Genomic DNA, 24,346 nt, shown 5'->3' on the forward strand with positions numbered 1-24,346 from the left:
CGCTTGTTTCATAGCAAGCTTTCAATACATGGATAGCAGGAAAAGTGTGATGACACAGTCTGAGTGGTTGCCGGTTCCGGGCGTGCGGCTTGCCGCCGTCGAAGCGGGCATCAAAAAAGCCAATCGCAAGGATCTGGTAGTGCTGGAGCTGGCACAGGGGAGTCGAGTCGGTGGTGTGTTCACCCTTAATCGTTTCTGTGCTGCGCCAGTACAGGTAGCCAAGTCCCGTCTGGCTGCCACTACGCCACGCTACCTGATGATCAACACGGGCTATGCCAATGCAGGTACCGGCAAAAAAGGCCTGGAAAACTGCCTGGCCAGCTGTGAGTTGCTGGCGAAAGCAGCAGGTTGTGATGCGGATGAAATCCTGCCGTATTCCACCGGTGTGATTGGTGAGCAGTTCCCGCTGCCGCCCTTTGAAACAGGGTTGCCCAAGGCGTTGGATGCATTGGATGCCCATCACTGGGGTCGAGCATCGGAAGGCATCATGACCACCGATACCTATCCCAAGCTCACTAGCCGGCGGGTGGAAATCAACGGTGTGCCGGTGACGGTGACGGGGATGTCCAAAGGCTCGGGCATGATCAAACCGAACATGGCCACCATGCTCGGGTTTATTGCGACCGACGCACCGATTGCCAAGCCATTGCTGGATGAGTGGGTGAAAGCGCTGGCAGATAAATCCTTTAACCGGGTGACCGTGGACGGGGATACCTCCACCAATGATGCCTGCATGTTGATCAGTACAGGGCAGGCCGGGATGGACGAAATCACCGTGCTGGATGAGAGCAGCCAGCTGTTGTATCAGGCACTGGAAGAGGTCTTCACCGAGCTGGCCCAGGCTCTGGTGCGTGACGGGGAAGGGGCCACCAAGTTTGTGGAAATTACTGTCACCGGCGCAGCTAGCGAAAGCGATGCCCGCACGGTGGCTGAAACCATCGCCCATTCTCCGTTGGTGAAAACCGCCCTGTTTGCCTCTGATCCTAATTGGGGCCGTATTCTGGCTGCCATTGGCCGTGCTCCGATTGCGGTGCTGGACGTGGACAAGGTTAGCGTCTGGCTGGGTGATTTATTGCTGGTAGAAGACGGCGGCGTAGCCGACAGCTACCAGGAATCCCAGGGCTCAGCCGTGATGGCGAAACCGGAAATCACTATTCGCGCGGATCTGGCCTCCGGCGATGCGCAGTGCACCGTGTGGACCTGCGACTTCAGCTATGACTACGTGAAGATCAATGCGGAGTATCGGACCTAGATCGAACGCCTGACGCAAAACGCTGTAGGCCGTAGGTCGAATTAGCCTGAAAGGCGTAATCCGACAAACCACTAAGAACGCAATCTGTAAAGGCTTGCTTGCAAGCGAACCGGCCAAGCGGTTCGCCCGCAAGCAGCCTCTAGAAAGTCGATTTCTCCCTGTTTTGTGGGAGCGGTGGTTCCACCGCGATGCAAAGAGCCTTCACTGAGTGCGAGGATTCGCGGCCGTACCCATAGGGCATAGCAAACGACCACACCCACAGTGACGCTTTTCCCAGCAGGCTTGCTCTTAACAGGGTATCTACAGGAGTTCGCAAAGATGCCAATGCAGGCAACCCCAACCCCCGCTATCACTGTCGTCGCTGCCATCATTCGTGGCGAAGATAGGCGTATCTGCCTGAGCAAGCGCGCGGATCACAAGCATCAGGGCGGTCTCTGGGAGTTTCCCGGCGGCAAGGTGGAGCAGGGTGAAACATTGGATGCAGCGCTAGCTCGCGAGTTAGAAGAAGAGCTTGGTATGGTGGGTGCGGTTTCCGCACCGTTTATGACCATTGCGCACCAATATGATGACCTCCATGTAACCTTGCACTTCCGTGATGTGCGCGCCTGGCAAGGCGAGCCGCAAGGGCGAGAAGGGCAGCGGGTGCAGTGGTTTGCCCCGGAGGAACTGGCGGCCCTGCGCTTTCCGGCGGCCAATCAGCCAGTGGTGAACGCCATACGGTTGCCGGAGCAGTTGGTGGTCGCGCCGGAGGCAATCGCTTTGCGGGAATTATGGTCCGGGATTGATCGATTGAATGCCGACCAGCAAGGGCTGTATTTTCGTCAGTGGAGTGACCATGCCGAGGTGGCCACAATCGTGGCGCGCTGTCATGAGCGGGGCATAAAGGTCTGGTTACGTGCGAGTACGCAGGCTGTAACGACAGCGACAGAGCTGGGTGTTTTTGCTCTGCATTTTCCGGGCCGAGCATTAGCTCAATTGAATGAGCCGCCCGCGTTTGACGGAATTATCAGTGCGGCGGTTCACGACCAGGCTGCTCGCGACAAGGCGGTGGCGCTGGGCCTGGATATGGCCCTAATTTCACCCGTCCTGCCCACGCCAACACACCCGGACAGACCGGCACTGGGCTGGCCGCAGGCCGAGTCATTAATGAAAGGCGCGCCGCTTGCCTGCTACGCGCTGGGCGGAGTAACGCCAGATGATCTGGCTAACGCCCGTGATCACGGCGCGGTGGGCATCGCGGGTATCCGTGCTTTCTGGCCGTGATTGGCACGCTAAAAAATAGGTCTTGTTACGTAGGTCGTGTTTACCCTAGGGCACAGAGAGCCGCGAAGCGGCGTAACCCGACATCTTGCAATCTCATTGGTAACAACGGGCCACTTTACTGTATCCGTTGCGGCGAACGCTCACTAAAACTCCTCGAAGTCTGCGGGTGCATCATCGTCCCCCGGAATCGCGTGGCGTTCTGCCGCCCAGTCTCCCAGATCAATCAGTTTGCAGCGTTCGCAGCAAAACGGCCGCCAGGGATTGTTGTTCCACCGGGTGAGGCTTTTGCACTGCGGGCAGGGGTATGTCTGGGTGGCTTTTTTGGCCGGGGTTTTGTCAGTCATGATTGGGTACGCGTATCCATCCATTTACGGGGAATTGTGTGGGCGGGAATGTTCTCATGTCCACTGCGAGTCGTATATGTGGTTAGGCGTGCTGTTTTGTGCCGCAACGAAGCCTGTTGCCCGCGGCAAACCTTCATGTCGGATTACGCCTTTAGGCTAATCTGACCTACAAAATAGATAGCTGTAGGAGCGTGCTTGCGCGCGAAGAGCCGTAGGTCGTCGGCGTAACCCGACATTCATTCTGCCAATGTCAGGTAGTGCTGATGCAGCACTTGCAGCTGTTCATGGAGTGCCTCCAGAGAGCCATGATTCTCCACCACATCATCCGCCTGGTCCAGCCGTGTGCTTCGCGCCAGCTGTGCTTTCATGATCGCTGCGACTTGTGCTTCCGGCACCTGATCCCGGGCCATGGTGCGCTCCACCTGCAACTCTGCAGAGGCATCAATGACCAGAATGCGATCAACCAGGGCTTTCTGCGAGGTTTCCAGTAACAGCGGGGAGACAAGAACAGTGTAGGGAGATTGGCTGGCAGCAATCTGCCGGCGCAGCTCGTCACCAATGGCGGGATGGGTGATGCCTTCCAGGGTTTTCAGTGCGTTGGGGTCAGCAAACACAATCTCGCGCAGCGCCCGGCGATCCAGTGAGCCATCGTCGGCGATCACATGCTGGCCAAAGTACTCAGCTATCTTCAGCAAAGCGGGTTGCCCCGGTTCCACCACTACCCGGGACGCTAAATCCGCATCCACAATGGTAATCCCTTGGTGAGCCAGAAAATCCGTGGCTGCGCTTTTACCGCTACCAATTCCGCCGGTCAGGCCAACAACAAACATGGTGAGTCCCGCTTACATGTATTACGCGGCCCGCATCACGCGGTATCTGCGTGTTGCGTGGGGCGTGTTTGCGTAATCAAAGTTTAAACATTCCCAAATACGAGCTGACGATACTATCGCCCCAGAGCAGGGCAATCCAGCCAGCTGTGGCCAGATAGGGGCCAAAGGGAATTTGAGTGCGTTTTTCACCGCTGAACAGCATCATGGCGATGGCAAACACCAGCCCGACCACCGACGACAACAGAATAATCACCGGCAGGTATTGCCAGCCCACCCAGGCGCCCAGCGCGGCCAGCAGCTTGAAATCGCCGTAGCCCATGCCTTCTTTGCCGGTGATCAGCTTGAACAGCCAATAAATACTCCAGAGCGATAGGTAGCCGGCCATGGCACCGATGACGGCATCGCTCAGTGAAACCGGAGACACGCCCATAACGGCAGCCAGCAAGCCTGCCCACAACAGCCAGTAGTTCAGGCTATCGGGCAGCAGCGTGGTGTCCGCATCAATCATGGCGGCAGCCAGTAATACCCAGGTAGCAAAAAGCGTAAACACCAGCCAAGGGCCGTAGCCAAAGTGCCAAGCACATAACCCGGCGAGTACACCACTGACCAGCTCGATAATGGGGTAGCGCTTGCTAATTGGCGTCTTGCAGCCCTTGCACTTGCCCCGCAGCGCCAGCCAGCTAAGCACCGGAATATTTTCCAGCGCGCCAATGGCATGGCTGCATTTCGGGCAGCGCGAACGCGGCGTCACCAAGTTAAAAATGTCGTCACTGTATTCCGCTGGCAGCTCAAGGATCTCACGGGCTTCCTGCTTCCAGCTCCGCTCCATCATCAGCGGCAAGCGGTGAATCACCACATTCAAAAAACTGCCTACCAGCAGCCCCATAACAACACAAAGCCCGACCAAAAGGGTCGGGCTGGAAGAGAGAAGATTGAGTGTTTCAGACACGTTATACCACGTTGCCAAGTTGGAAGATGGGAAGGTACATGGCGACAATCAAGCCGCCAACGAGCACACCCAGCACTGCCATAATCAGCGGCTCCATCATACTGGTTAGGCCGTCCACTGCGTTGTCCACTTCATCTTCGTAGTAGATGGCCACTTTTTCCAGCATGGCATCCAAGGCGCCGGATTCTTCGCCAATGGCGGTCATTTGCAGCGCCATGGCAGGAAAGACGCCTGTGGATCGCATGGCGAATTGAAGTTGTTGCCCAGTGGAAACGTCTTCTTTGATCTGTAGCACTGCCCTTCGGTACACCACATTGCCGGTGGCGCCGGCACAGGCATCAAGGGCGTCAATCAACGGCACACCGGCAGCAAAGGTGGTGGAAAGGGTGCGTGCGTAACGCGCGATGGTACTTTTAAAGGTAATATCCCCAATGATAGGTAATTTTAATAAGGTGCGGTCGATTCCATTTCTGAAACTCTCAGACCTTTTTCGTGTTTCGCTGAAGGCGATAGCAAAACCAACTATCAGCACGACAATGAAAAGGAAGTTGGCTTGGAGTGATTCGGACAGATTAATAACAAACTGAGTAAAGGCCGGGAGTTCGGCACCAAAACCTTGGAAGAGCTCCTGGAAAGTAGGGACAACTTTAATCAAGAGGATTGCAGTTACAATAATGGCAACACAGACAACAGCAATAGGGTACTTCATTGCTTTCTTGATTTTTTGTTTAAGCGCTTCACTTTTTTCTTTGTACAAAGCAACGCGGTCTAGCATGGTTTCCAGTGCACCAGACTGCTCCCCGGCATCCACCAAGCTGCAATAAAGGTCATCAAAGAGCAGTGGGTGCTTTTGTAGTGCGCCGGCAAAGTTGTTGCCGCCTTCCACATCGGCTTTGATTTTGAGCACCACGTCCTTCATGGAGGGATTGTCCAAGCCATCTGCAACAATTTCAAAAGCCTGTACCAAGGGGACGCCGGCTTTCATCATGGTCGCCATTTGTCGGGTAAATATAGCGATATCCATGGGCGAGACTTTCTTCTTTCCACCCAAATTGATTTCCCGCTTCTTCACCACTTTCTTGGCGTTGATGCCCTGTTTTCGTAGTTCGGCGCGCACCAAGGCGGCACCTTTACCGGAGGTTTCCCCTTTGACTTTCTTGCCCTGGCGGTCCAGGCCTTCATAGGTGAACGTGGCTGATTTTTGTTGTGCTGCTTTAGTGGCCATAATTAATGTCCGCTGGTGACACGGTTAATTTCTTCCAAACTGGTAACCCCTTGCATGGCTTTTACCAAGCCGGAGCGGTGAAGGTCATTAAAGCCTTCTGTTCGGCACTGGTCGGCAATTTGAATGGAATTTCCTTCTTCCATAATGATGCGCGCGATGCCGTCGGTGATTTTGACCACCTCATAGATCCCCACGCGGCCTTTATAGCCGCCATTTTTGCATTTATCACAGCCTTTAGGGCCGTAAACAGTAAACCCTTTTGCGATATCATCGTCCGTGAAGCCCATCTCAAGCAGCGATTGCTTAGGGATATCCACGGGCTCTTTGCAGTTTTCACAAAGGCGGCGGGCCAGTCGCTGGGCAATAATCAGTAAGACTGAAGTAGCAATGTTGAATGATGGCACCCCCATGTTGCGAAGGCGCGTGAGGGTCTCGGGCGCACTGTTGGTGTGCAGGGTGGAAAGGACCATATGCCCCGTTTGGGCCGCTTTTACGGCAATTTCAGCCGTTTCAAGGTCGCGAATTTCGCCCACCAAAATTACATCGGGATCTTGGCGCAGGAAAGACCGTAGAGCCGTCGAGAAATTCATGCCCTGTTTCGGGTTCACGTTGACCTGATTGACCCCTTCCAGATTGATTTCCACTGGGTCTTCCGCCGTGGAGATGTTTCGCTCTGGCGTATTGAGAATGTTCACCCCAGTATAAAGCGAGACCGTTTTCCCGGAGCCTGTGGGCCCGGTCACCAGGATCATCCCCTGCGGCTTGTGTAATGCATCTAGGTACATTTGTTTCTGTTCGTCTTCGTACCCCAGTGCCTCGATGCCCATCTTGGCAGATTCCGGATCCAGGATCCGCAGTACGATTTTCTCCCCAAACAGGGTAGGGCAGGTGCTAACCCGAAAATCAATTGAGCGAGTCTTTGAAATCTTTAGTTTGATCCGGCCATCCTGGGGGACCCGGCGCTCGGAGATATCCAGCCGCGACATCACCTTCAAGCGGGCAGAGAGTTTGCTGGCGATATTGATGGGTGGCTTAGAAACAGTGGCCAGAATGCCATCCTGACGAAAGCGGACCCGATAGGTTTTTTCGTAAGGTTCAAAGTGCAAGTCAGAGGCGCCGCCCTTAATGGCATCGAGCAGTAGCTTGTTGACGAAACGGACAATGGGCGCATCATCCGAGCCGGACTGGGTCTCGTCTTTCTTGTCTTCTGCGGCACCAACATCTAAGTCGTCCAGTCCGTCATCCAAGTCGCCAAAGGAATCGTCTTCATTGTCCGACTCCACCGCGTCGATCCACTGAGTCAGCTTGTCCTCTTCGACAATCACTGTCTCAACGTTCAGGCCGGTATTAAAGCGAATTTCTTCCAGTGCAGGTAAGTTGGTGGGATCTGAAACGGCAACGAACAGGCGGCTGCCCCGCCGATAAAGTGGGAGTACATGGTGTTTGTTGATCAGCTTGGGGTCTACCAGGTCCTTGATCAGGCTGTCGCGCTGAAAGCTGCTCAGGTCAAGTATGGGGTCGCCGAACTCTTCTGCCACGGCGCCAGCTACCTGCTTGGCGGTGAGTTTGCCGCTGGCAACAATTTGCCGCACCAAGCTGGTCTTCTCTTGGCGTGCTTGCTGCAGAATCTGCTGGGCACTTTCAGCGTCCATCAGGCCCTGCTGTATTAATCGGTGCGGTAACCCGCTGAATGAGGCGGTTTGGCTAGTCATGGCAACCTGCTTGTTTATGCTTAGTATGGTCGGTGCGGCCAACACTTTTTTCCTAACATACCGTGTGTATTGGTGACTGGGAAGGCCGAATGTCGCAAAATCAGTACCTTGCCACCGATTTCTCAACCGATTCCACGGTTTGTTGCAATAATAATTATAGAGTGCCCGCTAGGCGCTGCCACAAAACGCTTTCACCACAGAGGGCGTCACTTTACAGAGTAGCTAATATCCCTTGTTCTGTGGGAGCGGTGGTTTGATATGCCCGATGGCTGCCACCGCGAGGAAGGCGTGCGGGCCGGGAAGAGGGTGTGCTCGCACCTAGTAAGGTAAAAGGTCTGCGGTGATGGCCTTGCCGCCGTATTGCATTGTTGCCGGGGCTCTAGGGCCGACGAATCCCGTCAGTCTTATCTGGAGGGTGACGCAAAGTGTCAGCAACTGACATTGAGAGTGACCCTGGCGGCGTGGTTTCCCTGTAAGGCTGAGAGAAGCACGATCCCTCGACTGCAGGAAACTCCTGCCCCCTAATGATTTTCCCTCAGCCGGATCAAGTTGGCACGCTCCCTGCTTAGAAACAACACAGATGCTCGCCAAGGGTGGGCTCCAAAAAGTTTGCCAATGATTGGAGAAAACAAAATGAAGAAGCAAATGCAACAGGGTTTCACCCTTATCGAACTGATGATCGTTGTCGCTATCATCGGTATTCTGGCGGCTGTAGCGATTCCTGCATACCAGGATTACACTGTGCGAGCCAAGGTGTCTGAAGGCCTGAGTCTCGCGTCCGGCGCAAAGACCAGTGTATCTGAGACTTATTTGTCCAGCGGTGCGTTTCCTAGTAACAATACTAGTGCCGGTTTGGCTGCTGCGACCGCTATTACTGGTAACAATGTAAGAAGTGTTGGCGTTAGCGGCACTGGCTTAATCACCATTACATACTCGGGTGATCCGATTGACGGCAACACGTTGATCTTGACACCGGCAACTACCGCGGGTTCTGTTGTTTGGACTTGTCAGACTGGCAATGTAGACAGCCGTTTCCGTCCGGGTAACTGCCGTTAAGCTTTAGGCAAGAAGTTTAAAAGCCCGCCCGTTGGCGGGCTTTTTTATGGGTAGGATTTATGCAAAGCGATAAAGAGGACGGATGGATAGGACTGTTTTTTATAGCGGGCCTGTTTCTGGTGTATTGGATTTATTGGTCAGGCCTGTCCGGTAGTTTTATCTTTGATGACTTTAACAACTTGGGCGCGCTGGGTGCTCGGGGCGAAGTTGATGATCTCGCCAGCCTGAAACATTATCTGCTTAGTGGTTTCTCGGGGCCCACCGGGCGACCTGTAGCCTTGTTGAGCTTTCTGTTGAATGATAATGCTTGGCCTTCCGAGCCTGAGTCTTTCAAGTATACCAATGTGTTAGTTCACCTGTTAAACGGCACCTTGCTGTTTGCGCTTACTCTCACTTTACTGCGTTTTTATGAAGGGCAGCGACGCCTCAGTCACAATGCAAAATGGGCTGCGTTGCTGGTGACTATGCTCTGGTTGTGTCACCCCTATTTGGTGTCTACCACACTGTACGTGGTGCAGCGGATGGCGCAGCTGGCAACCCTGTTTGTGTTCTGCGGCCTGCTTGCATGGCTGCGAGGTCGGCGATTGCTCATCGATAGGCCCGTAGCGGGGTATTTGTGGATGACGGTGGGTTTGGGGGCGTTTGGGCTGCTGGCCGCCTTTTCCAAAGAAAATGGCGCCTTGCTACCGGTGTTGGCCTTGGTTTGCGAGGCCTTCATCGTGCGAAAAAGTGTCCTGGCTGGGCCGTTGCATCGTGTTTGGAAAAATATTTTTCTGACCGTGCCGACCTGCTTGATCGTGTTCTATCTTCTGTACGTGCCTTTTGCTAATGGCTGGTTTGAGCCGTATTCAGGGCGAGACTTTACTCCCTGGCAGAGAGTGCTCACAGAGGGGCGTGTACTCTGGGTGTACTTGTATAACTGGTTTGTCCCTCATGTTTTTACCGCAGGGGTATATAACGATACCCTAGCAGTGAGTACTGGCTTTCTACAGCCGGTGACAACGCTGTTGAGTTTGTTTGGGCTGGTGTGTTTACTGTTGCTGGCTTGGGTGTGTCGCAACCGCTGGGCTCTTGTCAGTTTGGCTATCGTATTCTTTTTTGTTTCTCAGTTGGTGGAGTCCAGCACAATACGCCTTGAGCTGCTGTTTGAGCATCGAATGTACATGGGTAGCGGCTTCTTGCTGTTACCAGTGATTTATTATGGAATGCGATTTATCCCTTCCTGGAAGGTCTTTATGTCAGGCGCAGTATGGCTTGCGATTCTTGCTCTCTTTTGCTGGAGAGGTGCGCTCTTATGGGGAGACTATCCAGCCATGATTATGGTGTGGGAGCATAAAAAACCTGAGTCTCCGAGAGCACAGCTTGAAGTTGCGAAAATGCTGTATGAAAAAGGGGATCAGGGCGCAGCTCTTCGCCGCCTTAATATTGCAAGCGCGCGAATACCCGATGATTTTGTATTGCGAATGAGCCAGGCTCTTATTCAATGTCAGCGCGGTGCTTTGACAAAAGAGAGTCCCACGGCAGTGTTACGGCTATCGAAAACGTTAAACTATCGATCAGCCTATATTGAAGCTATGCAAAATGGATTGAATCGCTCCAATAATAATGATTGCAAGGCGCTTACGCCGTACTTTATGTGGCAGGTGGCGGATAACTTTATCTCAAGAGTCGATGAAAAAGAATCCGTTGAGTATCATCAGTTGGCCTATATAAAGGGGGTGGCATTGCTTCTTATCCGGCAAAACGAGGCGGGCAAGGAAGCCTTGCTGAGTGCGGTTAATGAAGGTGCAAGCCTGCATGGGAAAATGGGAATAGCGTCGTACCTTTCCACGTACGGTTTCTTGGATGAAGCGTTACAGATAGCGTTAAGTGTCAAAGCGGACTTGGAAGAGGGTGATCTTTGGAGGCGAGAGTTAGCAGAGTCTCCAGCACTGGAAGAGGTTAATGCCTTTATTGGGGCGGTGGAGGGAAGTCGTGACAAGAGTAAGTATCGTGGTGCCGGCGAAAAATGAGGCAGAGAACCTGCGGCAGTGGCTGCCCCGATTGGTTGATCTGGATTGCTATGATGAATTGATCGTTGTGGATGATGGCTCCACCGATGCGACGGCATCGGTGGCTAAAGAGTATGGGGCCAAAGTACTTAGGCACGAACAAAGTATGGGCAATGGCGCATCTATTAAACACGGTTTTCGTGAAGCAACCAGTGATTGGGTGCTGTTTATGGATGGCGATGGCCAGCATCGTCCCGAAGACATACCCCATTTTCTGGAAGCCATGCGAGAGTCTAAGGCTGACATGGTTGTCGGGGCGCGGGATTCCGGTGGGCAGGCCAGTAAAGGAAGGCATCTAGCTAATGCGTTTTATAATCGATTTGCCAGTCTGTTGACAGAAAGCAAGGTGGAGGATCTGACTTCAGGATTTAGAATAGTAAAGGCTGATAAATTTCGAGAGTTCCTAAGTCTCTTGCCGAATAAATTTTCTTACCCGACAACCAGCACTATGGCTTTTTTTCGAAGTGGTTATTCAGTGAAATACATTCCTGTCGAAGTGAAAAAACGTACGGGGAAAAGCCATATTCACCCATTGAAAGACGGGGCTAGATTCTTAATTATTATCTTTAAGGTGGCCACTCTTTACTCTCCATTAAAGGTTTTTGTTCCGATTGCAGTTGTTTTATTTTTGTTAGGGCTAGTTCGGTATTTATATACCTATATCGCAATGGGTACATTTACAAATATGTCTGCACTACTGATGGTCTCTGCAGTTCAGGTTTTTCTAGTCGGGCTGGTTTCTGAGCAAATCACAAATCTAATGTATAAGAAGTGACAATGTTTGGGGTTTTTGGTGGCATCTTCGGGCAGTTTATAAAGAAAATAGACAAGGGCTGTAGCTTCAATTCTTAAATTGCTATGGAAGTCAATAATGGCTACTCGACGAGTTCTCGTGTTAACAACGACTTACCCGCGCTGGCAAGGTGACAGTGAGCCAGCTTTTGTTCATTTTTTGAGTCGTGAGCTAGTAAAGCATGACCTGGATGTGCACGTATTAGCTCCTCACTGTAAAGGTGCTTTAAGCTATGAGGAACTTGATGGTGTAACCGTTCATCGGTTTCGTTATTTGCCTGATCGGTTGGAAAGTCTAGCCTATGAGGGTGGCATTGTGCCAAAGCTTAAACGGTCTCCTTGGCTTATTTGGCAAATGCCTTTTTTGTTTTTTTCGATGTTTTTATTTGCTCTTGCGGATATCAGGAAAAATAATATAACGCATATTCATGCGCACTGGGTTATCCCTCAGGGCTTGATTGCTATTGTTATAAAAAAAATAATGTGTAGGCCGATAAAGGTATTGGTAACCTCACACGGTGCGGACTTGTTTTCATTAAAGGGACGTTTTTTTAAAATAATGAAGATTTTTGTTTTAAGAAAGTCTGATGCGGTGTCGGTTGTTAGTGAGGAAATGAAGTTGTTTTGTCAGGAAGATTTGCACTTAAATAGAGATATTAGTGTCAGCTCTATGGGGATTGATACTGAGTGTTCGTTTTTTGATAGAACAGATTTTCAAGACCGGAATGGTTTTTTGTTTGTCGGTAGGTTGGTAGAAAAAAAAGGCGTCGCTGACTTGTTGTATGCTTTTCAGCAGTTTTTAGTATATTACCCGAAAGAAAAATTAACGATTGTCGGTGATGGCTTTGAAATGGAGAGACTAAAGAAGATCACTGCAAAGTTAGAGGTAGGGAGTAGCGTCTTTTTTGCCGGAGCCCATCCAGTTAACGAGGTTGCAGAATACCTCAACAAAGCTAGATTTTTTGTGATGCCGTCAAAGGTTGCGGCTGACGGTGACCAAGAAGGTCTGGGTTTGGTTGCTGCAGAAAGTTTAGCTTCTGGATGCATTAGTTTGGTATCTGACTTGCCAGCAATCAATGATGTACACAACGAGCCTTTTTTGAAATTCTCCGCAGGGAATGTTGAGAGTTTGTTGTCGTGCATGCTGCGCTGCTATGAGCAACAAGGAATAGCTAAGGCATTAGCAAATGAGCAAAAAACAAAGGTTATACAAAAGTTTTCTTGGGATAAGGTTGCGGTAAATTATTGTAACTTGCTTAAATAAAAAATGTTAAATGGATTTTAGTGATATTTTATTAATCATGATGGTCTTTTCCGGTCAGGATGGCCTGTTTAGGGCAGGAATGGATGTATTTTATAGTTTTGTTCCTTAAAAAAAGGAAACCCCTTTTTGATATCAAAATTAATAATTTTGATATTCTATATAACTGAAAAGACCAGTTATTATAAAAGGCAAAATCAATAAAAAACCCACCAAGCTTGGATGGCTCCGGTTCAGCATTAACTATGCTTTTATATAAGGTCATGGAATTCCTAAGTAAAGCCATCGTCTGATAGTCAATTACTATATTCTTGCGGCGGAGCTGAATTGCGGACTGAGTTATCTGTTTAAAATCGCCAATTTTAGCAGTGTACTTGAGGGCTGATAGCATCCTTAAAAAGAGATAATCATCAGATGCTTCTTCTGTGCGACGAGTATATGACCCAGGAACATTTCGGCGATAAACACTATGAGCGGCCGAAACATAATTGATCCCATTGCGACCTAATATCGCCTCAATGAAATAATCTCCAAACGGTAGGTCTTGCGCATAGAAAAACCAGAAAGGCATCAACTTAAACTTATCTGCCCTAAAAACGTAAGATGCTGTTGGCGCAAACTGCTTGGTCGAAGATATGGCGTCACTAACCGGCAGTATCTCTCCATTTTTCGGTTCATGCTCAAAGCCCTTATGAAGCTTTCTTTTGCTTACATTTAAAACGTATGCTGAATGAACACTTAAGTAAATATCAGTGTGCCGTTCCAGGAAACTGACTTGCTGATCCAGCTTGGAGGCACCTAGCCAATAATCATCACCCTCACAAAGGGCGCAATACTTACCCTTAATTAAATCCTTGATATATTGTAAAGGTCTATTGCCTTTGCAATATTGATTCTCATCTTGGAATACGGTTTTTATTATATTTGGATACTCTTTCCTGTAGCGCTCAACAATTTTTTGGGTTTCATCCGTAGATGCATCATCGTGCACCCATATTTCGAACGGGAATATCGTTTCCTGCATAAGAAACCCGTTTAGCGCGTCTTCAATATAGAGTGCATGGTTATATGTAATGCAAATAATACTTGCTAGCGGTTTATCAAAACTCCCTGCCCATTGCGCTGTAATCTCACCCTCTTTTCTTGGTTTGGGTGGCTTCGGTACTAAGTCACCATTTCTTAAATATTCTACTACCATAAAAAACCTGTTTTCCGAGTTCCTGGGCTCGCTATAGCCGCTTGCTCATCTGGTCAAGCAGCACCAAGGTGGAGCCTGTGTGTAGTGGTTCAATGGTTCCGGACACCAACGTAGGTGGTAATATCGCCACCATAAACGAGGTGCTTGGTGTAGTGGTCAACTAATACCGGACAGTGGTTTCGGTTTTCCTTTGCCATGGCGGGTGCGATTCTGCCTTTGTAGCTGTGGGGGGGGGGCTGTGGTGATTGTAGCAACCCATTAGATAGTCACTGATATCTTTCTCTGCTTCGGGCAATTTACGGTAGCCCATCGTAGGAGTGCACTCTGACTTGAGACTTCGGAACAGCCGTTCTATCGGCGAATTGTCCCATTGCCCCGTGGGCTCATGCTTTGCCGCATCCGATAGCGCCATAGACTCTGCCGGAACATGCGGCTGGCGTACTGGCTGCCCTGATCCGAGTGGAGCATGACTTTATCGGGTTGACCGCGCTGTTCCCAAGCATGATCCAAGGCCTTTACCACAAGATCTGCATTAGGGTGGCTGGAAATCGCCCAACAAACAACCCGTCGTGCGAAGAGATCAAGCACGATGGCCAGATAGCTCAGCACTGACCGTCCAGATATAGGTGATATCTCCGCAGCACACCTGATTAGGATTTGCCACCGCAGTGGCCCTGGTTGCTTGGCTTGTCATTGGTTATTTTAAGAGTCGCGATAAATGTAGTGATGCGCGGTATTTATATTCGTTAGATTTATAATGCTTTATTTTTTATTTTTTTCTTGTAAAGGAAGAGCCAGCATATGGATCCCGTCCAGTATTCAGATAATGCATATGCTATTGGGAGACTTAGTATTGGATATGTGGGTGATAGAATAACTGATGAAAGGATAAGTAAAAAAAGGCCGCTAGCTTCTATTTTTGCTCTTAATGTTGGGTGGTTTTCTGCCATTAAAATGTTGCATCCAGATAGCCGCAAAGCCAGACCCGGTGCAGCAAAAGATAGGCACTGAAAGTATTCGGAAATATCGGAGTATTGTTTGCCGAAAAACGATGCTATAAATGGTGAGGAAAAATAAAGAAATAATCCTGATGTTATCCCATATATCAGTACTGCATTGAATATTGTTGTGTGTGTTCTTTTATTGTCTCGTCTTCCAGTGAATCGAAAAATATTAGGCAGGGATGAAAGAACGAGGGCGGTTATAGGTGTTGTTAGTGCACCAAGTGCTCTTGATGCCGCGGCATAAAAACCTGCCCCGCTAGCGGAGAGTAGCTGTGTTGCAAGAACTTTATCCAGTTCAGCTGGTGCTCTATTTGTTAAGCCTAAAACTGCGTATTTTGCAGGGTCTAATATTTCTCTTTTCTTTAATGTTCGCCAGAGGACAATGGAGGGCCATTTTTCTTTAGCCATTTTTAGGCTGTAGGTTAATGCAGCCGTTGAGCTGATAAGGTACAAAAGACTGTAAATTAAGAGTGTATTAGTTGTGCCTGATAAATATAGAGCAACTATTGATACGAGACGTATAAGAAGTGGAGTTAAGGCGTAGAATTGACTTCTGGCTACGCGCCCATTGGCTTGCCTCTCTGTTACTGAAAGGAGAAGAAAGGGTTGTATTAAATTTTCGGCCAAACCGATACATAATACGGCTAGCCACTGGTGTGTTGTTAAGTTGTATAGTGCGTTGCATACGATAAAATAGAGAAAAAGAAGGATGGTGCCACATGAAAGAGTGGTCCCCAGTGTTTTTGGTAAAATATGTTGCCTGCTTTCTGGGGTTCTAGATAGATCACGAAGAAGTGTTATGTGTAAGCCGAAGGTTGCCATTGTTCCGAACAGAAGTGCGAGTGAGGCAAGCCCAGAAAAAAGTCCAAACTGATGGGGGCCAAGAAGGCGAGACAGTAGAAGTAGTGTGCCTGCTTGTATTAAAAGTCTCCCTCCCATCACTCCACTTGTCTGGATGGTGCTGCGGGCAATGGGACCTTTTAATAATGCGAGAAATTTTCTATGCATGAGTTATATGTTCGCTTTGGGAGCGGTGAACGCCGCGAGTGCCAATTGTTAAATTTGCATACTCGAATATCAGGTTATAGTAAAACCCACCATGCTGGGTTGTCAGTACCACGGCATCAAATTGGCCAACTGTTTCCGCACCCAGCTCAATGCTTTGTAGATTAAAGTGGCCCTTTCGTATGTGCGGAAAGGACGGCAGGTGAGGGGTGCTGTAGGCGTGAGTTTCGTCTTTTTTCTCGATTAATTGCATGATTTCCTCGGCCGGGAACTCCCTCATATCGTCTACATTCTTCTTGCAGGCAATTCCGAGAATAAGGGCAAGGCTGCCCTTCAGCGCCTTTCCGTGTTCATTGAGCCCTTCCATAATCTTGTTGACGACAAATTCAGGCATGGCCTGGTTAACTTCACCGGACAACTCAATAAAACGGGTGTTGATGCCATGTTCCCGGGCTTTCCAGCTCAGGTAGTAAGGGGCAATAGGGATGTAGCGCCCGCCGCGGCCCGACCCAGAATAGTAAGGGGTAAAGCCAAAGAGTTTTGTTGTCGCTGCATTGATAACGTCAAAAATATCGATGCCCATTTTGTCGGCCACTATTTTCATTTTATTAACCAGTCCGATATTGACTTCTCGATGTATGTTTTCCAATAGTTTCGTCATTTTTGCGACACGGGTGCTGTTAACGGGTACTACACGGTTGATGCATTGACGATACAGCGCGGAGGCAATGTTCGGTATGGCCACCGACGACTTTGGGGATGGAGTGAGTGTCGAAATTGAGGTTTTCCGGGCCTTCTCGCTCTGGTGAGTGAATCCATGGTGTCGGCAATGTAGCTAATATCCGGCTCTCTTTGCAGGCTGAGAGGTGTCGGGACACAGATAATAAGCGCATCGCACTCTTGAGCTTCTGAAAAGGCGCTGGTTGCAGAGAAGTTTTGCTGGAGGGCTTTGTGGATAGAGGTTGCGGTGATCCGCTCGATATAGGTTTTACCGTGGTTTAGTACGGCGACCTTGTTAAGATCGATATCAATACCCCACACGATATACCCGGCATTACTGTAAACCATTGCCAGAGGGATCCAGATATGGCGAAGGCCGATAATGTCAATCAAGGCGATGCGTTTTTCCAGTTTTTCGATTAACTGCGCTTTGTTACTCAAGGTTGTCTCGCCTGTCCTGGTGCGGTTATAAATAACAATCCCTTTGATCGCTGGTGCTTGCATCTTACATTGTCAGTTGAGGGTTGCGTAAGCGTTTGATCAAATTGTATTTGCTTTGCTTTCTTGCAATTCAACAGAGGCGCGCGAAGGCGGTTTTTGACATTTTTTGTCATGTCTTATGAGTGGTATTGGCGAAAAGGTGGAGACGGCGAGGGGCGCCAGCGGCCCACTGGGGTCTGTTTTGCATTAATTGGCTTGGTTTGTGCATTTGTTATGAATGGGGCGTTACCAGAAGTGACTTATCGGGTTTGTTACAAGGTGGGGCGGGACAATGTCGTTACAAAAAGGGTTCACGTTAATTGAACTAATGATCGTGGTGGCGATTGTTGGTATTTTGGCCGCAGTGGCGATTCCTGCGTATCAAGATTATACGCTGCGTGCAAAAGTAGCGGAAGCGATTGGTATAGCGGCAGGCCTAAAGGCAGAAATTGCAGGAACGGTATTTGTGCATACGGGCACCTTTGTCGGTATTAATAGTGGTTCCTATGGCATTCCTTCCCCCTCTTCAATCCAAAGCACCTATGTTGATCAAGTGACGGTAACTGATGGCGAAATTTTGGTGCGACTAGGCAATGCAATGCCAGCAAACTTAACCGGTGAGGTGCTTGCTTTTCAACCAGTACAAACGGCTGGATCCATTGCTTGGTTGTGCTCGTTCTCTGGGGCGCCACGCTATGTTCCAGAAAATTGCCGATGATCGAACCCTACCTTTAAGGCTGGCGCCTTATTCAAAGGGGCCATCTCGGCCAAATAATCAGCTTTGCAACCTGAGAGACAAATCCGTGGCTTGAATATGCTTAGTCAACGCCCCGGAAGACAAAAACCAGTGTCTGTTTTTTGGTAGCCCTGCCGCATTATCTAGAGTCAAATTACCTGACACCTCTAATGCCGATTCAACAGCCATATCGGCCGCTTCTTTCAACATATCCACACTAAAGTTATCCAGCATAATCTGATCCGGCGTTAGCCCCGCGGCTTCTTCTAGCTCCGCCAATGTCTCTACTTCCACAATAATTTTCTTGTCCGGCGCCAGCGCCCGTGCACGTTCAATCGCTGCGGTTATGCCGCCGCAGGCTGCTACATGGTTCTCTTTGATCAGGAAGGCGTCGTAGAGGCCGATGCGGTGGTTTTGGCAGCCGCCGCAGAGGACCGAGTATTTTTGGCCGGCGCGTAGGCCTGGCAGGGTTTTGCGGGTGTCCAGGATGGTGATTTGGCTGTTGGCTACGGCATCCGCATAGCGGCGGGCGGTGGTGGCGGTGCCCATCAGCGTTTGCAGGAAGTTCAGGGCGGTGCGTTCGCCGGTGAGAATTTTGCGGGTGTTACCGCGCAGAGTGCAGAGGGTGGTGTCAGCAGTGAGACGATCGCCATCCTGCACATGCCATTCAACGTTTACCTCACCTAATTGCCGGAACACTTCATCGGCCCAGGGAATCCCGCACATGACGGTATCTTCTCGGGTAATGATGGTGGCAGTGCTGCTGCTGTCCGCGTCGATGAGCTGGGCGGTGATATCGCCATCGCGGATATCTTCTTCCAGAGCAAAGGTTACATTGCGGGCGATGTCGTCACGGACGTAGTCGGGTAGAGAGTCGGGCAGGTGGGTGCTGAAGGTCATGGGATCTCTGAATACGGTTACAGGTCACGGCCCCGCGTACGCTTATTCATGGCGCGGGCGGGGCGTGATCGTGACCGTTGTCGGGCGTGGCCGTCAACGGTCAGCGGTTAATCCGGGCGGTTGGCGAAGAACTCACGGCTCAGCCGAACCACAATGGGTGACAATAATAACAGAGCGATCAGGTTTGGCACGGCCATCAGGATATTCATGATATCGGCCAGCGCCCAGACGAAGTTCAGGCTGACAATGGCACCTAACGGCACTGCCAATACCCAAACAATACGGAACGGCAAAACCGCTTTGGGGCCAAACAGGAACTGGGTGCAGCGTTCACTGTACAAGCTCCAGCCCAGCAGGGTAGTGAAGGCAAAGACGGCCAGGCTGCAGGCCACAATAATATCACCGGCACTACCGAAGGTGGACGAAAACGCCATGGCGGAAAGCGGCGCGCCTTTGACGCCGCTGTCCCACACACCGGTGGAAACAATGGCCAGGCCAGTGACCGAGCAGACAATAATGGTGTCGATAAAGGTGCCAAGCATGGCGATGGAGCCTTGCCGGGCCGGGTGATCGGTGTTGGCGGAGGCGTGAGCAATCGGTGCGCTGCCCAGGCCGGCTTCGTTGGAAAAGATGCCTCGGGCCATGCCGAAGCGGATGGCTTCTTTCACCAGTGCCCCGGCAAAGCCACCGGCTGCGGCGGTGCCGCTGAAGGCTCCTTCAAAACACAGGGCCAAGGCATCGGGAATGGCACTGGCGTGATCCGCCAGAACCACTAGCCCTGCTAACAGATAGGCTAGCGCCATAAAAGGCACAATAAACGTGGCTACGGAGGCAATCCGTTTCATGCCGCCCAGCACGACCATGCCCACCAGCACAGCCAGAGTGACGCCGGTGATCCAGGGGGCCAAGCCGAAGCTGTCATTGAGGCCATGGGCCACGGAATTGGCTTGGACGCTGTTGCCGATGCCGAAGCCGGCAATCATGCCAAAGACGGCAAAGGCGATGGCCAGCCAGTGCCAGTTCTTACCCAAGCCGTTCTTGATGTAATACATGGGGCCGCCCACGTATTGCCCGGCGGCATCTTTTTCCCGAAAGTGGACCGCGAGTACGGCTTCTGCGTATTTGGTGGCCATACCCACCAAGGCGATTAACCACATCCACACCAGTGCGCCGGGGCCGCCGGAATGAATGGCGGTAGCCACGCCGACAATGTTGCCCGTACCAATGGTGGCTGACAGCGAGGTGGCCAGGGCCGCGCCGGCGCCGATGGTGCCGACCCCGCGTTGCGGACCGAGCATTTGCCGAAAGCCGAAGCCCAGCTGGCGCAGGGGCAGAAAGCCAAGAATAAGGGTCAGGTAAATGCCTGTGCCGGCGATGAGAATGAGCGCCGGCCATCCCCACAGAAGACCACTAATCTGTTTGAGTATGGTAACCGTCTGTTCCATGACTATCGTCCAATGCTCCGAAAGGCCTTAGGCTAGGGGAATTTCTGGGGTAGGGAAAGTGGCGTGCCTGTTTGTGAGTACTCGCACACTATTCCCTCAGTGCCAACTAGTTCAAAATTCTTACTGTTGATGCGTGGTAACGTATTAAAGTATTAAAACGTTGGCGTCATATACACTTCGTTTTCGATATCTCATCCAGCCTGTCGCGGGTTCGCCTGCCGGGGGAGAAATGACCAAGGTCACACAGCTAAAACCGGTTTCCGGGAAGGTCGCGCCAGGCAGTATGCCGCGGCCGCTTGAGAAGGTGTGTGCCCGCTATCTTTCCCTGAGTGCGGCCTACCTTGGGGATATGTTGGATGGCGCCGATGACAAGCTTTTTGACCTCGCCGAGAAGGAAACCGATAGCGAGCGAGAGCGTTATTTCGAGGCCATGCGCGAGCTGCGTATTCAGCGTGCTGGGCTGGTGGGCAGTTTCAAGCAGGCCATCAATCATCAATTTCTGACTTTGGCCCGGGCCCCGGAAACCGAGACACTGGAAAAAACGCCAGTAGATCTGGATTCCCTGACGCTGGTCAATGAGGATGAGCTGGAAACCTCGGTGGCCCTGGACAACATGGCGCGCCGGGCTCGTAATGGCTGTAACGAGCAGCTCAAGGTGCTTTGCCACCGCATCGAATACCTGTTTGAAAGCAAGCGGGAAGTGAACGAACACAATAATCCTCTGGAGCCCCGCCAACTGGTGGCCTGCTTCAGTGAAGGGCTGGAAAAGCTGTCCCTGGATATCAAGGCCCGGCTGATCATTCTCAAGCTGTTCGAACGGGAAGTGATGGCGGAAACCGGCTTTTTGGTCAGTGAAGCTAACAAGGTATTGATCGACGCTGGGGTGCTGCCGGAGATGAAGTCCGCGCCTATCGCCCCGGCACGCAAGCCAGGCTCACGCTCACTGGCCAATCAGGGCTCTGATAGCGTGATGCCCACCGCCGGCAGTGCCGGCGGCCCCAGCAACGATCAGATGTTTGGGCTGCTGCAGGAACTGTTGGTGACCATGCGTGGCATGCAGGGCGGCGCAGGTGGAGGCGGGGCCGGTGGCGGCGCCTCGGGGGCTGCCAGCGAGGCGCCCATGGCCGTCATGCAGAACGGTGTGCCTTATATCAATGGCGCGCCGGTGGCGAATGCGGCGTCAGTCCACCAGGTTAGTTCCGATGATCTATTGGATGTACTGAACCGCCTGCAGCGCGTGGAGCGCAGCCTGGGGGACGATGAGGGTGAAGATCGGGCCGATCTGAAAACCGACCTGTCTGAATTGCTGGACAATGAACACGGTGAAGCTATCCACGCACTGGATCAGGCCGATGACGATGTCATCAACCTGGTCGCCTTGCTGTTCGATTTCATTCTGGATGACGAAGGCCTGCCCTCGGAAATCAAGGCGCTGATTGGCCGCCTGCAGATCCCGCTGCTGAAAGTAGCGATCATCGATAAAACCTTCTTTAGCAACGACAATCATGAAGCCCGTCTATTGCTGAACATGCTCGCCAGAGCCGGCAGCCAGTGGGATCCCCAGCAGGGCATTCAGGATGACCTGTACCAGCGGATTAACCAGGCCGTACACCGCATCATTGATGATTACGAAGATGATGCCAGCTTGTTCTCCTCACTGTTGCAGGAGTTTCAGCAGTTTTTCGACAACCAGAAGACCCGCTCCGACCGCGTAGAACAACGGGTTCGTGAAGCGGAAGAAGGCAAGGCCCGTGCCGAACAGGCTCGCAGTGAAGTGGTGGCGGTGCTGGATAAGCGTATGGCCGGGCGGCAGTTGCCGGACGTGGTAGTGCGCCTGCTGCGCCAAGGCTGGCAACAGGTGTTGTACTTGACCTGGCTGCGCGAAGGCGATGGTAGCGGATTGTGGCAGCAGCAGGTGAAGGTGGTCGATGCGGTGGTCTGGAGTGTGCTGGAACACCGGGAACAGGCGGCGCTGGAAAAACTGAAGGACTTGAGCCCGAAGTTACTGAAAACCCTGCACAATGGCCTGAGCCAGATTAACTATGATGCGGTGGAAACCAAGCAACTGCTGGTGAAGTTCCGCGACGTGCATCAGCAGTTGCTCAAAGGCCTGCAGACTGAGCGGGTGGCGGTGGAACCGGAACAGCCCGCCGAGCCGGCCCAGCCGGAGACGGTGCCGGAATTGCCGGAGAACCACTTCCTGGTGAAGAAATGCAGCCAGCTGCCACCCGGGCAGTGGATTGAAATTCTGGACGATGGCGAACCTCGCCGGGCCAAGCTGGCGGCTAACATTCGCGCTGGCGTTAAAATGGTGTTCACCAACCGTCGCGGTATCAAGGTGCAGGAGTTTTCTGCTTACACCTTGGCCGTTGCCCTGCATAAAGGGACTGTTAAACTCATCGAAGAGGGAGCCCTGTTTGATCGGGCTCTGGAAGCGGTTATTGGCGATCTGCGTCGCATGCAGGGTAACGTGTAGCACTAACCCTGCCGTATTCGTCCCGACGCAGGCAAAAGGAGCTTGCGCGGGTGCTTACCCTTTCCGGACATCGTGTAGACCAGGCGCAATGGTGCCCATCCCCCAATTGCAACGAACGCCCTGATCCGGCCGAAATCTCGCTGCTGGTGATCCATAACATCAGTTTACCGCCCAGCCAGTTTGGCGGCGGCCATATCGAAGCGTTATTTCAGAACTGCCTGAACCCGGCGGATCACCCCTATTTTGAAACCATTCACCAATTGACGGTGTCGTCGCACTTTCTGATTCTCCGCGACGGTAGCCTGCTACAGTTTGTGCCGTGCGATAAGCGTGCCTGGCATGCCGGTGTGTCCACGTTTCAGGGGCGGGAAAACTGCAATGATTTTTCCCTCGGTATTGAGCTGGAAGGCGCGGATACCATCCCTTACGAGCATGCCCAGTACGCCACCCTTACCGCGTTGACGCGGCTGTTGCAGCATCATTATCCCGCCATTACGGATGCCCGCATTACCGGCCATGAGCACATTGCGCCGGGGAGAAAAACCGATCCCGGCCCCGCGTTTGACTGGCGGCGCTATCGTCAGCAGCTGGCCGATTTCAGGGAGGAAACGGCATGAAGTTTATTGTGTTGATCGTGGTCATGGGGTTACGCCGGATGGACGCCGGTTGGTCGCCTCTGCTGGCGGGCGAGGAGCGACACCAGCGCTGGTTGCAACGCTGCGGCAGCCGCATTGGCCAGCCCAGCCGCGTGTGGTGGGTTGCTGTATTGCTGCCTGCGGTGTTGATCGCCTGGGCGGCGTGCTGGTTGTCCGGTTTCTGGGGACAGTTGCTGGTGCTCGGCCTGGGCACATTGTTGTTTCTGTGGTTGCTGGGTAGTCATAGCGAGTTTCGTCACGTGGATGAACTGTTGGTGCGTGGTCGCATGAATGATCCGGATGGTTTTGCTGCTCTGGCCACGGATGAGTTTTCCGTTAACGGCGTGCCCGGCGACCCGGCTTACCACCAACAATTGAGTGAGCAGATTCTGGCGCGGGAGGAGCGCCTGTTCGTGGCAATTTTCTGGCTTGTGTTGCTGGGTTTCGGGGCGGCGTTTCTGGTTGTTATGAACCATGCCTGGCTGCAGCGCCAGCGGCGTCATTGCAGTGAATCAGACTCCCTCGGCTGGCAGCGAACTCTGGATGACTGGCTGAGCCTGCCTGCCCGCCAACTGCTGATACTCAGCATGTCGCTGGCGGGGGATTTTACCGCGGTAATGGAACGCATGCGGGGTGCCTGGTGGCAGCTGCAACCGTCTTCCTCGTTAATGTTGTCCGTGACCAATGTGGCACAGGAGGAAGACCGTGACGCCAGCCCCGGCACCTTGCACACCGCTATGGACCATCTGGAAGGTCTGCAGGGCCTACTGCTGCGCTGCGTGGCCATCTGGCTGATTATGGCAGCGTTGTGGATCATGTTGTTGTGAGTGTAAATCTACGGGAGTAAATAGGGTTTTAGGGGAGGCGACGTTGGTCGAATTTTCATTCCCCGGCGCTGGGTTCACGATAGCGAAATAACCGGAAAAATGGCCAACCTGTTGTGTCGGCTGATTTTTTTCGTCACTGGCCAACTTGACCGCCAACCGGTCTACGGCGCTAGTATTAAAGGGCA

The 24,346-nt window shown here is 52.0% G+C and carries 21 protein-coding genes and 1 pseudogene; 10 read left to right on the forward strand and 12 right to left on the reverse strand.

The features are described from left to right. The first annotated feature begins 28 nt into the window (after positions 1 to 28). Positions 29 to 1,252 carry a bifunctional glutamate N-acetyltransferase/amino-acid acetyltransferase ArgJ gene (argJ, locus tag ABNH18_RS00585; protein ID WP_502876768.1) on the forward strand — a complete coding sequence of 408 codons (1,224 nt, stop codon included), beginning with the start codon at positions 29 to 31 and terminating at the stop codon, positions 1,250 to 1,252. A 318-nt stretch (positions 1,253 to 1,570) separates the two neighbouring features. Continuing rightward, the gene (locus tag ABNH18_RS00590) at positions 1,571 to 2,515 is read left to right on the forward strand and encodes a Nudix family hydrolase (protein WP_349380944.1); all 945 of its coding nucleotides are present in this window, start codon (positions 1,571 to 1,573) and stop codon (positions 2,513 to 2,515) included. Positions 2,516 to 2,658: 143 nt separating this feature from the next. On the opposite strand, the gene ABNH18_RS00595 is transcribed toward ABNH18_RS00590, so the two are convergent. The 5 genes from ABNH18_RS00595 to pilB form a co-directional block, all read right to left on the reverse strand. Continuing rightward, positions 2,659 to 2,859, reverse strand: coding sequence for a DNA gyrase inhibitor YacG (locus tag ABNH18_RS00595; RefSeq protein ID WP_349380945.1), 201 nt, complete (start codon positions 2,857 to 2,859; stop codon positions 2,659 to 2,661). Positions 2,860 to 3,095: 236 nt separating this feature from the next. Next, positions 3,096 to 3,689 carry a dephospho-CoA kinase gene (gene coaE, locus ABNH18_RS00600; RefSeq protein WP_349380946.1) on the reverse strand — a complete coding sequence of 198 codons (594 nt, stop codon included), beginning with the start codon at positions 3,687 to 3,689 and terminating at the stop codon, positions 3,096 to 3,098. A gap of 76 nt (positions 3,690 to 3,765) precedes the next feature. Next, on the reverse strand, positions 3,766 to 4,575 hold the full coding sequence (locus ABNH18_RS00605; protein WP_349380947.1) for a prepilin peptidase: 810 nt from the start codon (positions 4,573 to 4,575) through the stop codon (positions 3,766 to 3,768). Between the two features lie 64 nt (positions 4,576 to 4,639). Then, a complete protein-coding gene (locus ABNH18_RS00610) occupies positions 4,640 to 5,863 on the reverse strand; it encodes a type II secretion system F family protein (RefSeq protein ID WP_349380948.1) in 1,224 nt (407 codons plus the stop codon). A 2-nt stretch (positions 5,864 to 5,865) separates the two neighbouring features. Beyond that, positions 5,866 to 7,575: a type IV-A pilus assembly ATPase PilB gene (gene pilB, locus ABNH18_RS00615; RefSeq protein ID WP_349380949.1), complete on the reverse strand. Its 1,710-nt coding sequence runs from the start codon at positions 7,573 to 7,575 to the stop codon at positions 5,866 to 5,868. Positions 7,576 to 8,208: 633 nt separating this feature from the next. On the opposite strand from pilB, the gene ABNH18_RS00620 reads away from it, so the two are divergent. The 4 genes from ABNH18_RS00620 (at position 8,209) to ABNH18_RS00635 (ending at position 12,738) form a co-directional block, all read left to right on the forward strand. Beyond that, on the forward strand, positions 8,209 to 8,631 hold the full coding sequence (locus tag ABNH18_RS00620; RefSeq protein ID WP_349380950.1) for a pilin: 423 nt from the start codon (positions 8,209 to 8,211) through the stop codon (positions 8,629 to 8,631). 59 nt (positions 8,632 to 8,690) lie between these two features. Further along, on the forward strand, positions 8,691 to 10,643 hold the full coding sequence (locus ABNH18_RS00625) for a hypothetical protein (RefSeq protein ID WP_349380951.1): 1,953 nt from the start codon (positions 8,691 to 8,693) through the stop codon (positions 10,641 to 10,643). Next, positions 10,606 to 11,457, forward strand: coding sequence for a glycosyltransferase family 2 protein (locus ABNH18_RS00630; RefSeq protein ID WP_349380952.1), 852 nt, complete (start codon positions 10,606 to 10,608; stop codon positions 11,455 to 11,457). Before ABNH18_RS00625 ends, ABNH18_RS00630 begins: the two co-directional genes overlap by 38 nt. A 117-nt stretch (positions 11,458 to 11,574) precedes the next feature. Further along, the gene (locus ABNH18_RS00635; protein ID WP_349380953.1) at positions 11,575 to 12,738 is read left to right on the forward strand and encodes a glycosyltransferase; all 1,164 of its coding nucleotides are present in this window, start codon (positions 11,575 to 11,577) and stop codon (positions 12,736 to 12,738) included. A gap of 31 nt (positions 12,739 to 12,769) precedes the next feature. On the opposite strand, the gene ABNH18_RS00640 is transcribed toward ABNH18_RS00635, so the two are convergent. The 5 genes and pseudogenes from ABNH18_RS00640 to ABNH18_RS00660 all read right to left on the reverse strand — a co-directional run bounded on the left by ABNH18_RS00640 (position 12,770) and on the right by ABNH18_RS00660 (position 17,166). Then, positions 12,770 to 13,933: a glycosyltransferase gene (locus ABNH18_RS00640; RefSeq protein WP_349380954.1), complete on the reverse strand. Its 1,164-nt coding sequence runs from the start codon at positions 13,931 to 13,933 to the stop codon at positions 12,770 to 12,772. Positions 13,934 to 14,093: 160 nt separating this feature from the next. Next, positions 14,094 to 14,597 (reverse strand): annotated as a pseudogene (locus tag ABNH18_RS00645) (DDE-type integrase/transposase/recombinase); the annotation flags it as partial. 88 nt (positions 14,598 to 14,685) lie between these two features. Then, complete coding sequence (locus tag ABNH18_RS00650) at positions 14,686 to 15,945, reverse strand: lipopolysaccharide biosynthesis protein (protein ID WP_349380955.1); 1,260 nt, start codon at positions 15,943 to 15,945, stop codon at positions 14,686 to 14,688. Beyond that, a complete protein-coding gene (locus tag ABNH18_RS00655; RefSeq protein WP_349380956.1) occupies positions 15,938 to 16,603 on the reverse strand; it encodes a UDP binding domain-containing protein in 666 nt (221 codons plus the stop codon). Before ABNH18_RS00655 ends, ABNH18_RS00650 begins: the two co-directional genes overlap by 8 nt. Positions 16,604 to 16,632: 29 nt before the next feature. Next, entirely contained in the window at positions 16,633 to 17,166 is a 534-nt protein-coding gene (locus ABNH18_RS00660; protein WP_349380957.1) for a nucleotide sugar dehydrogenase, read from the reverse strand. A 268-nt stretch (positions 17,167 to 17,434) separates the two neighbouring features. Between ABNH18_RS00660 and ABNH18_RS00665 the strand changes: the two genes are divergently transcribed. Further along, positions 17,435 to 17,860, forward strand: coding sequence for a pilin (locus tag ABNH18_RS00665; RefSeq protein ID WP_349380958.1), 426 nt, complete (start codon positions 17,435 to 17,437; stop codon positions 17,858 to 17,860). 57 nt (positions 17,861 to 17,917) lie between these two features. Here the strand turns inward: ABNH18_RS00665 and nadC are convergent, their stop codons facing one another. Then, a complete protein-coding gene (gene nadC / locus ABNH18_RS00670) occupies positions 17,918 to 18,778 on the reverse strand; it encodes a carboxylating nicotinate-nucleotide diphosphorylase (RefSeq protein WP_349380959.1) in 861 nt (286 codons plus the stop codon). A 107-nt stretch (positions 18,779 to 18,885) separates the two neighbouring features. Continuing rightward, positions 18,886 to 20,223 carry an alanine/glycine:cation symporter family protein gene (locus tag ABNH18_RS00675; RefSeq protein WP_349380960.1) on the reverse strand — a complete coding sequence of 446 codons (1,338 nt, stop codon included), beginning with the start codon at positions 20,221 to 20,223 and terminating at the stop codon, positions 18,886 to 18,888. 229 nt (positions 20,224 to 20,452) lie between these two features. On the opposite strand from ABNH18_RS00675, the gene ABNH18_RS00680 reads away from it, so the two are divergent. From ABNH18_RS00680 to ABNH18_RS00690, 3 genes are read left to right on the forward strand one after another with little or no spacing between them, the layout of a single operon-like run. After that, the gene (locus ABNH18_RS00680) at positions 20,453 to 22,699 is read left to right on the forward strand and encodes a DUF1631 domain-containing protein (RefSeq protein WP_349380961.1); all 2,247 of its coding nucleotides are present in this window, start codon (positions 20,453 to 20,455) and stop codon (positions 22,697 to 22,699) included. Positions 22,700 to 22,749: 50 nt separating this feature from the next. Beyond that, positions 22,750 to 23,316, forward strand: coding sequence for a 1,6-anhydro-N-acetylmuramyl-L-alanine amidase AmpD (gene ampD / locus ABNH18_RS00685; RefSeq protein WP_349380962.1), 567 nt, complete (start codon positions 22,750 to 22,752; stop codon positions 23,314 to 23,316). Next, positions 23,313 to 24,161: a hypothetical protein gene (locus ABNH18_RS00690; protein ID WP_349380963.1), complete on the forward strand. Its 849-nt coding sequence runs from the start codon at positions 23,313 to 23,315 to the stop codon at positions 24,159 to 24,161. Before ampD ends, ABNH18_RS00690 begins: the two co-directional genes overlap by 4 nt. Positions 24,162 to 24,346 lie beyond the last annotated feature (185 nt).

It is taken from the genome of Alcanivorax sp., from assembly GCF_040118815.1.
Classification (GTDB): Bacteria; Pseudomonadota; Gammaproteobacteria; order Pseudomonadales; family Alcanivoracaceae; genus Alcanivorax.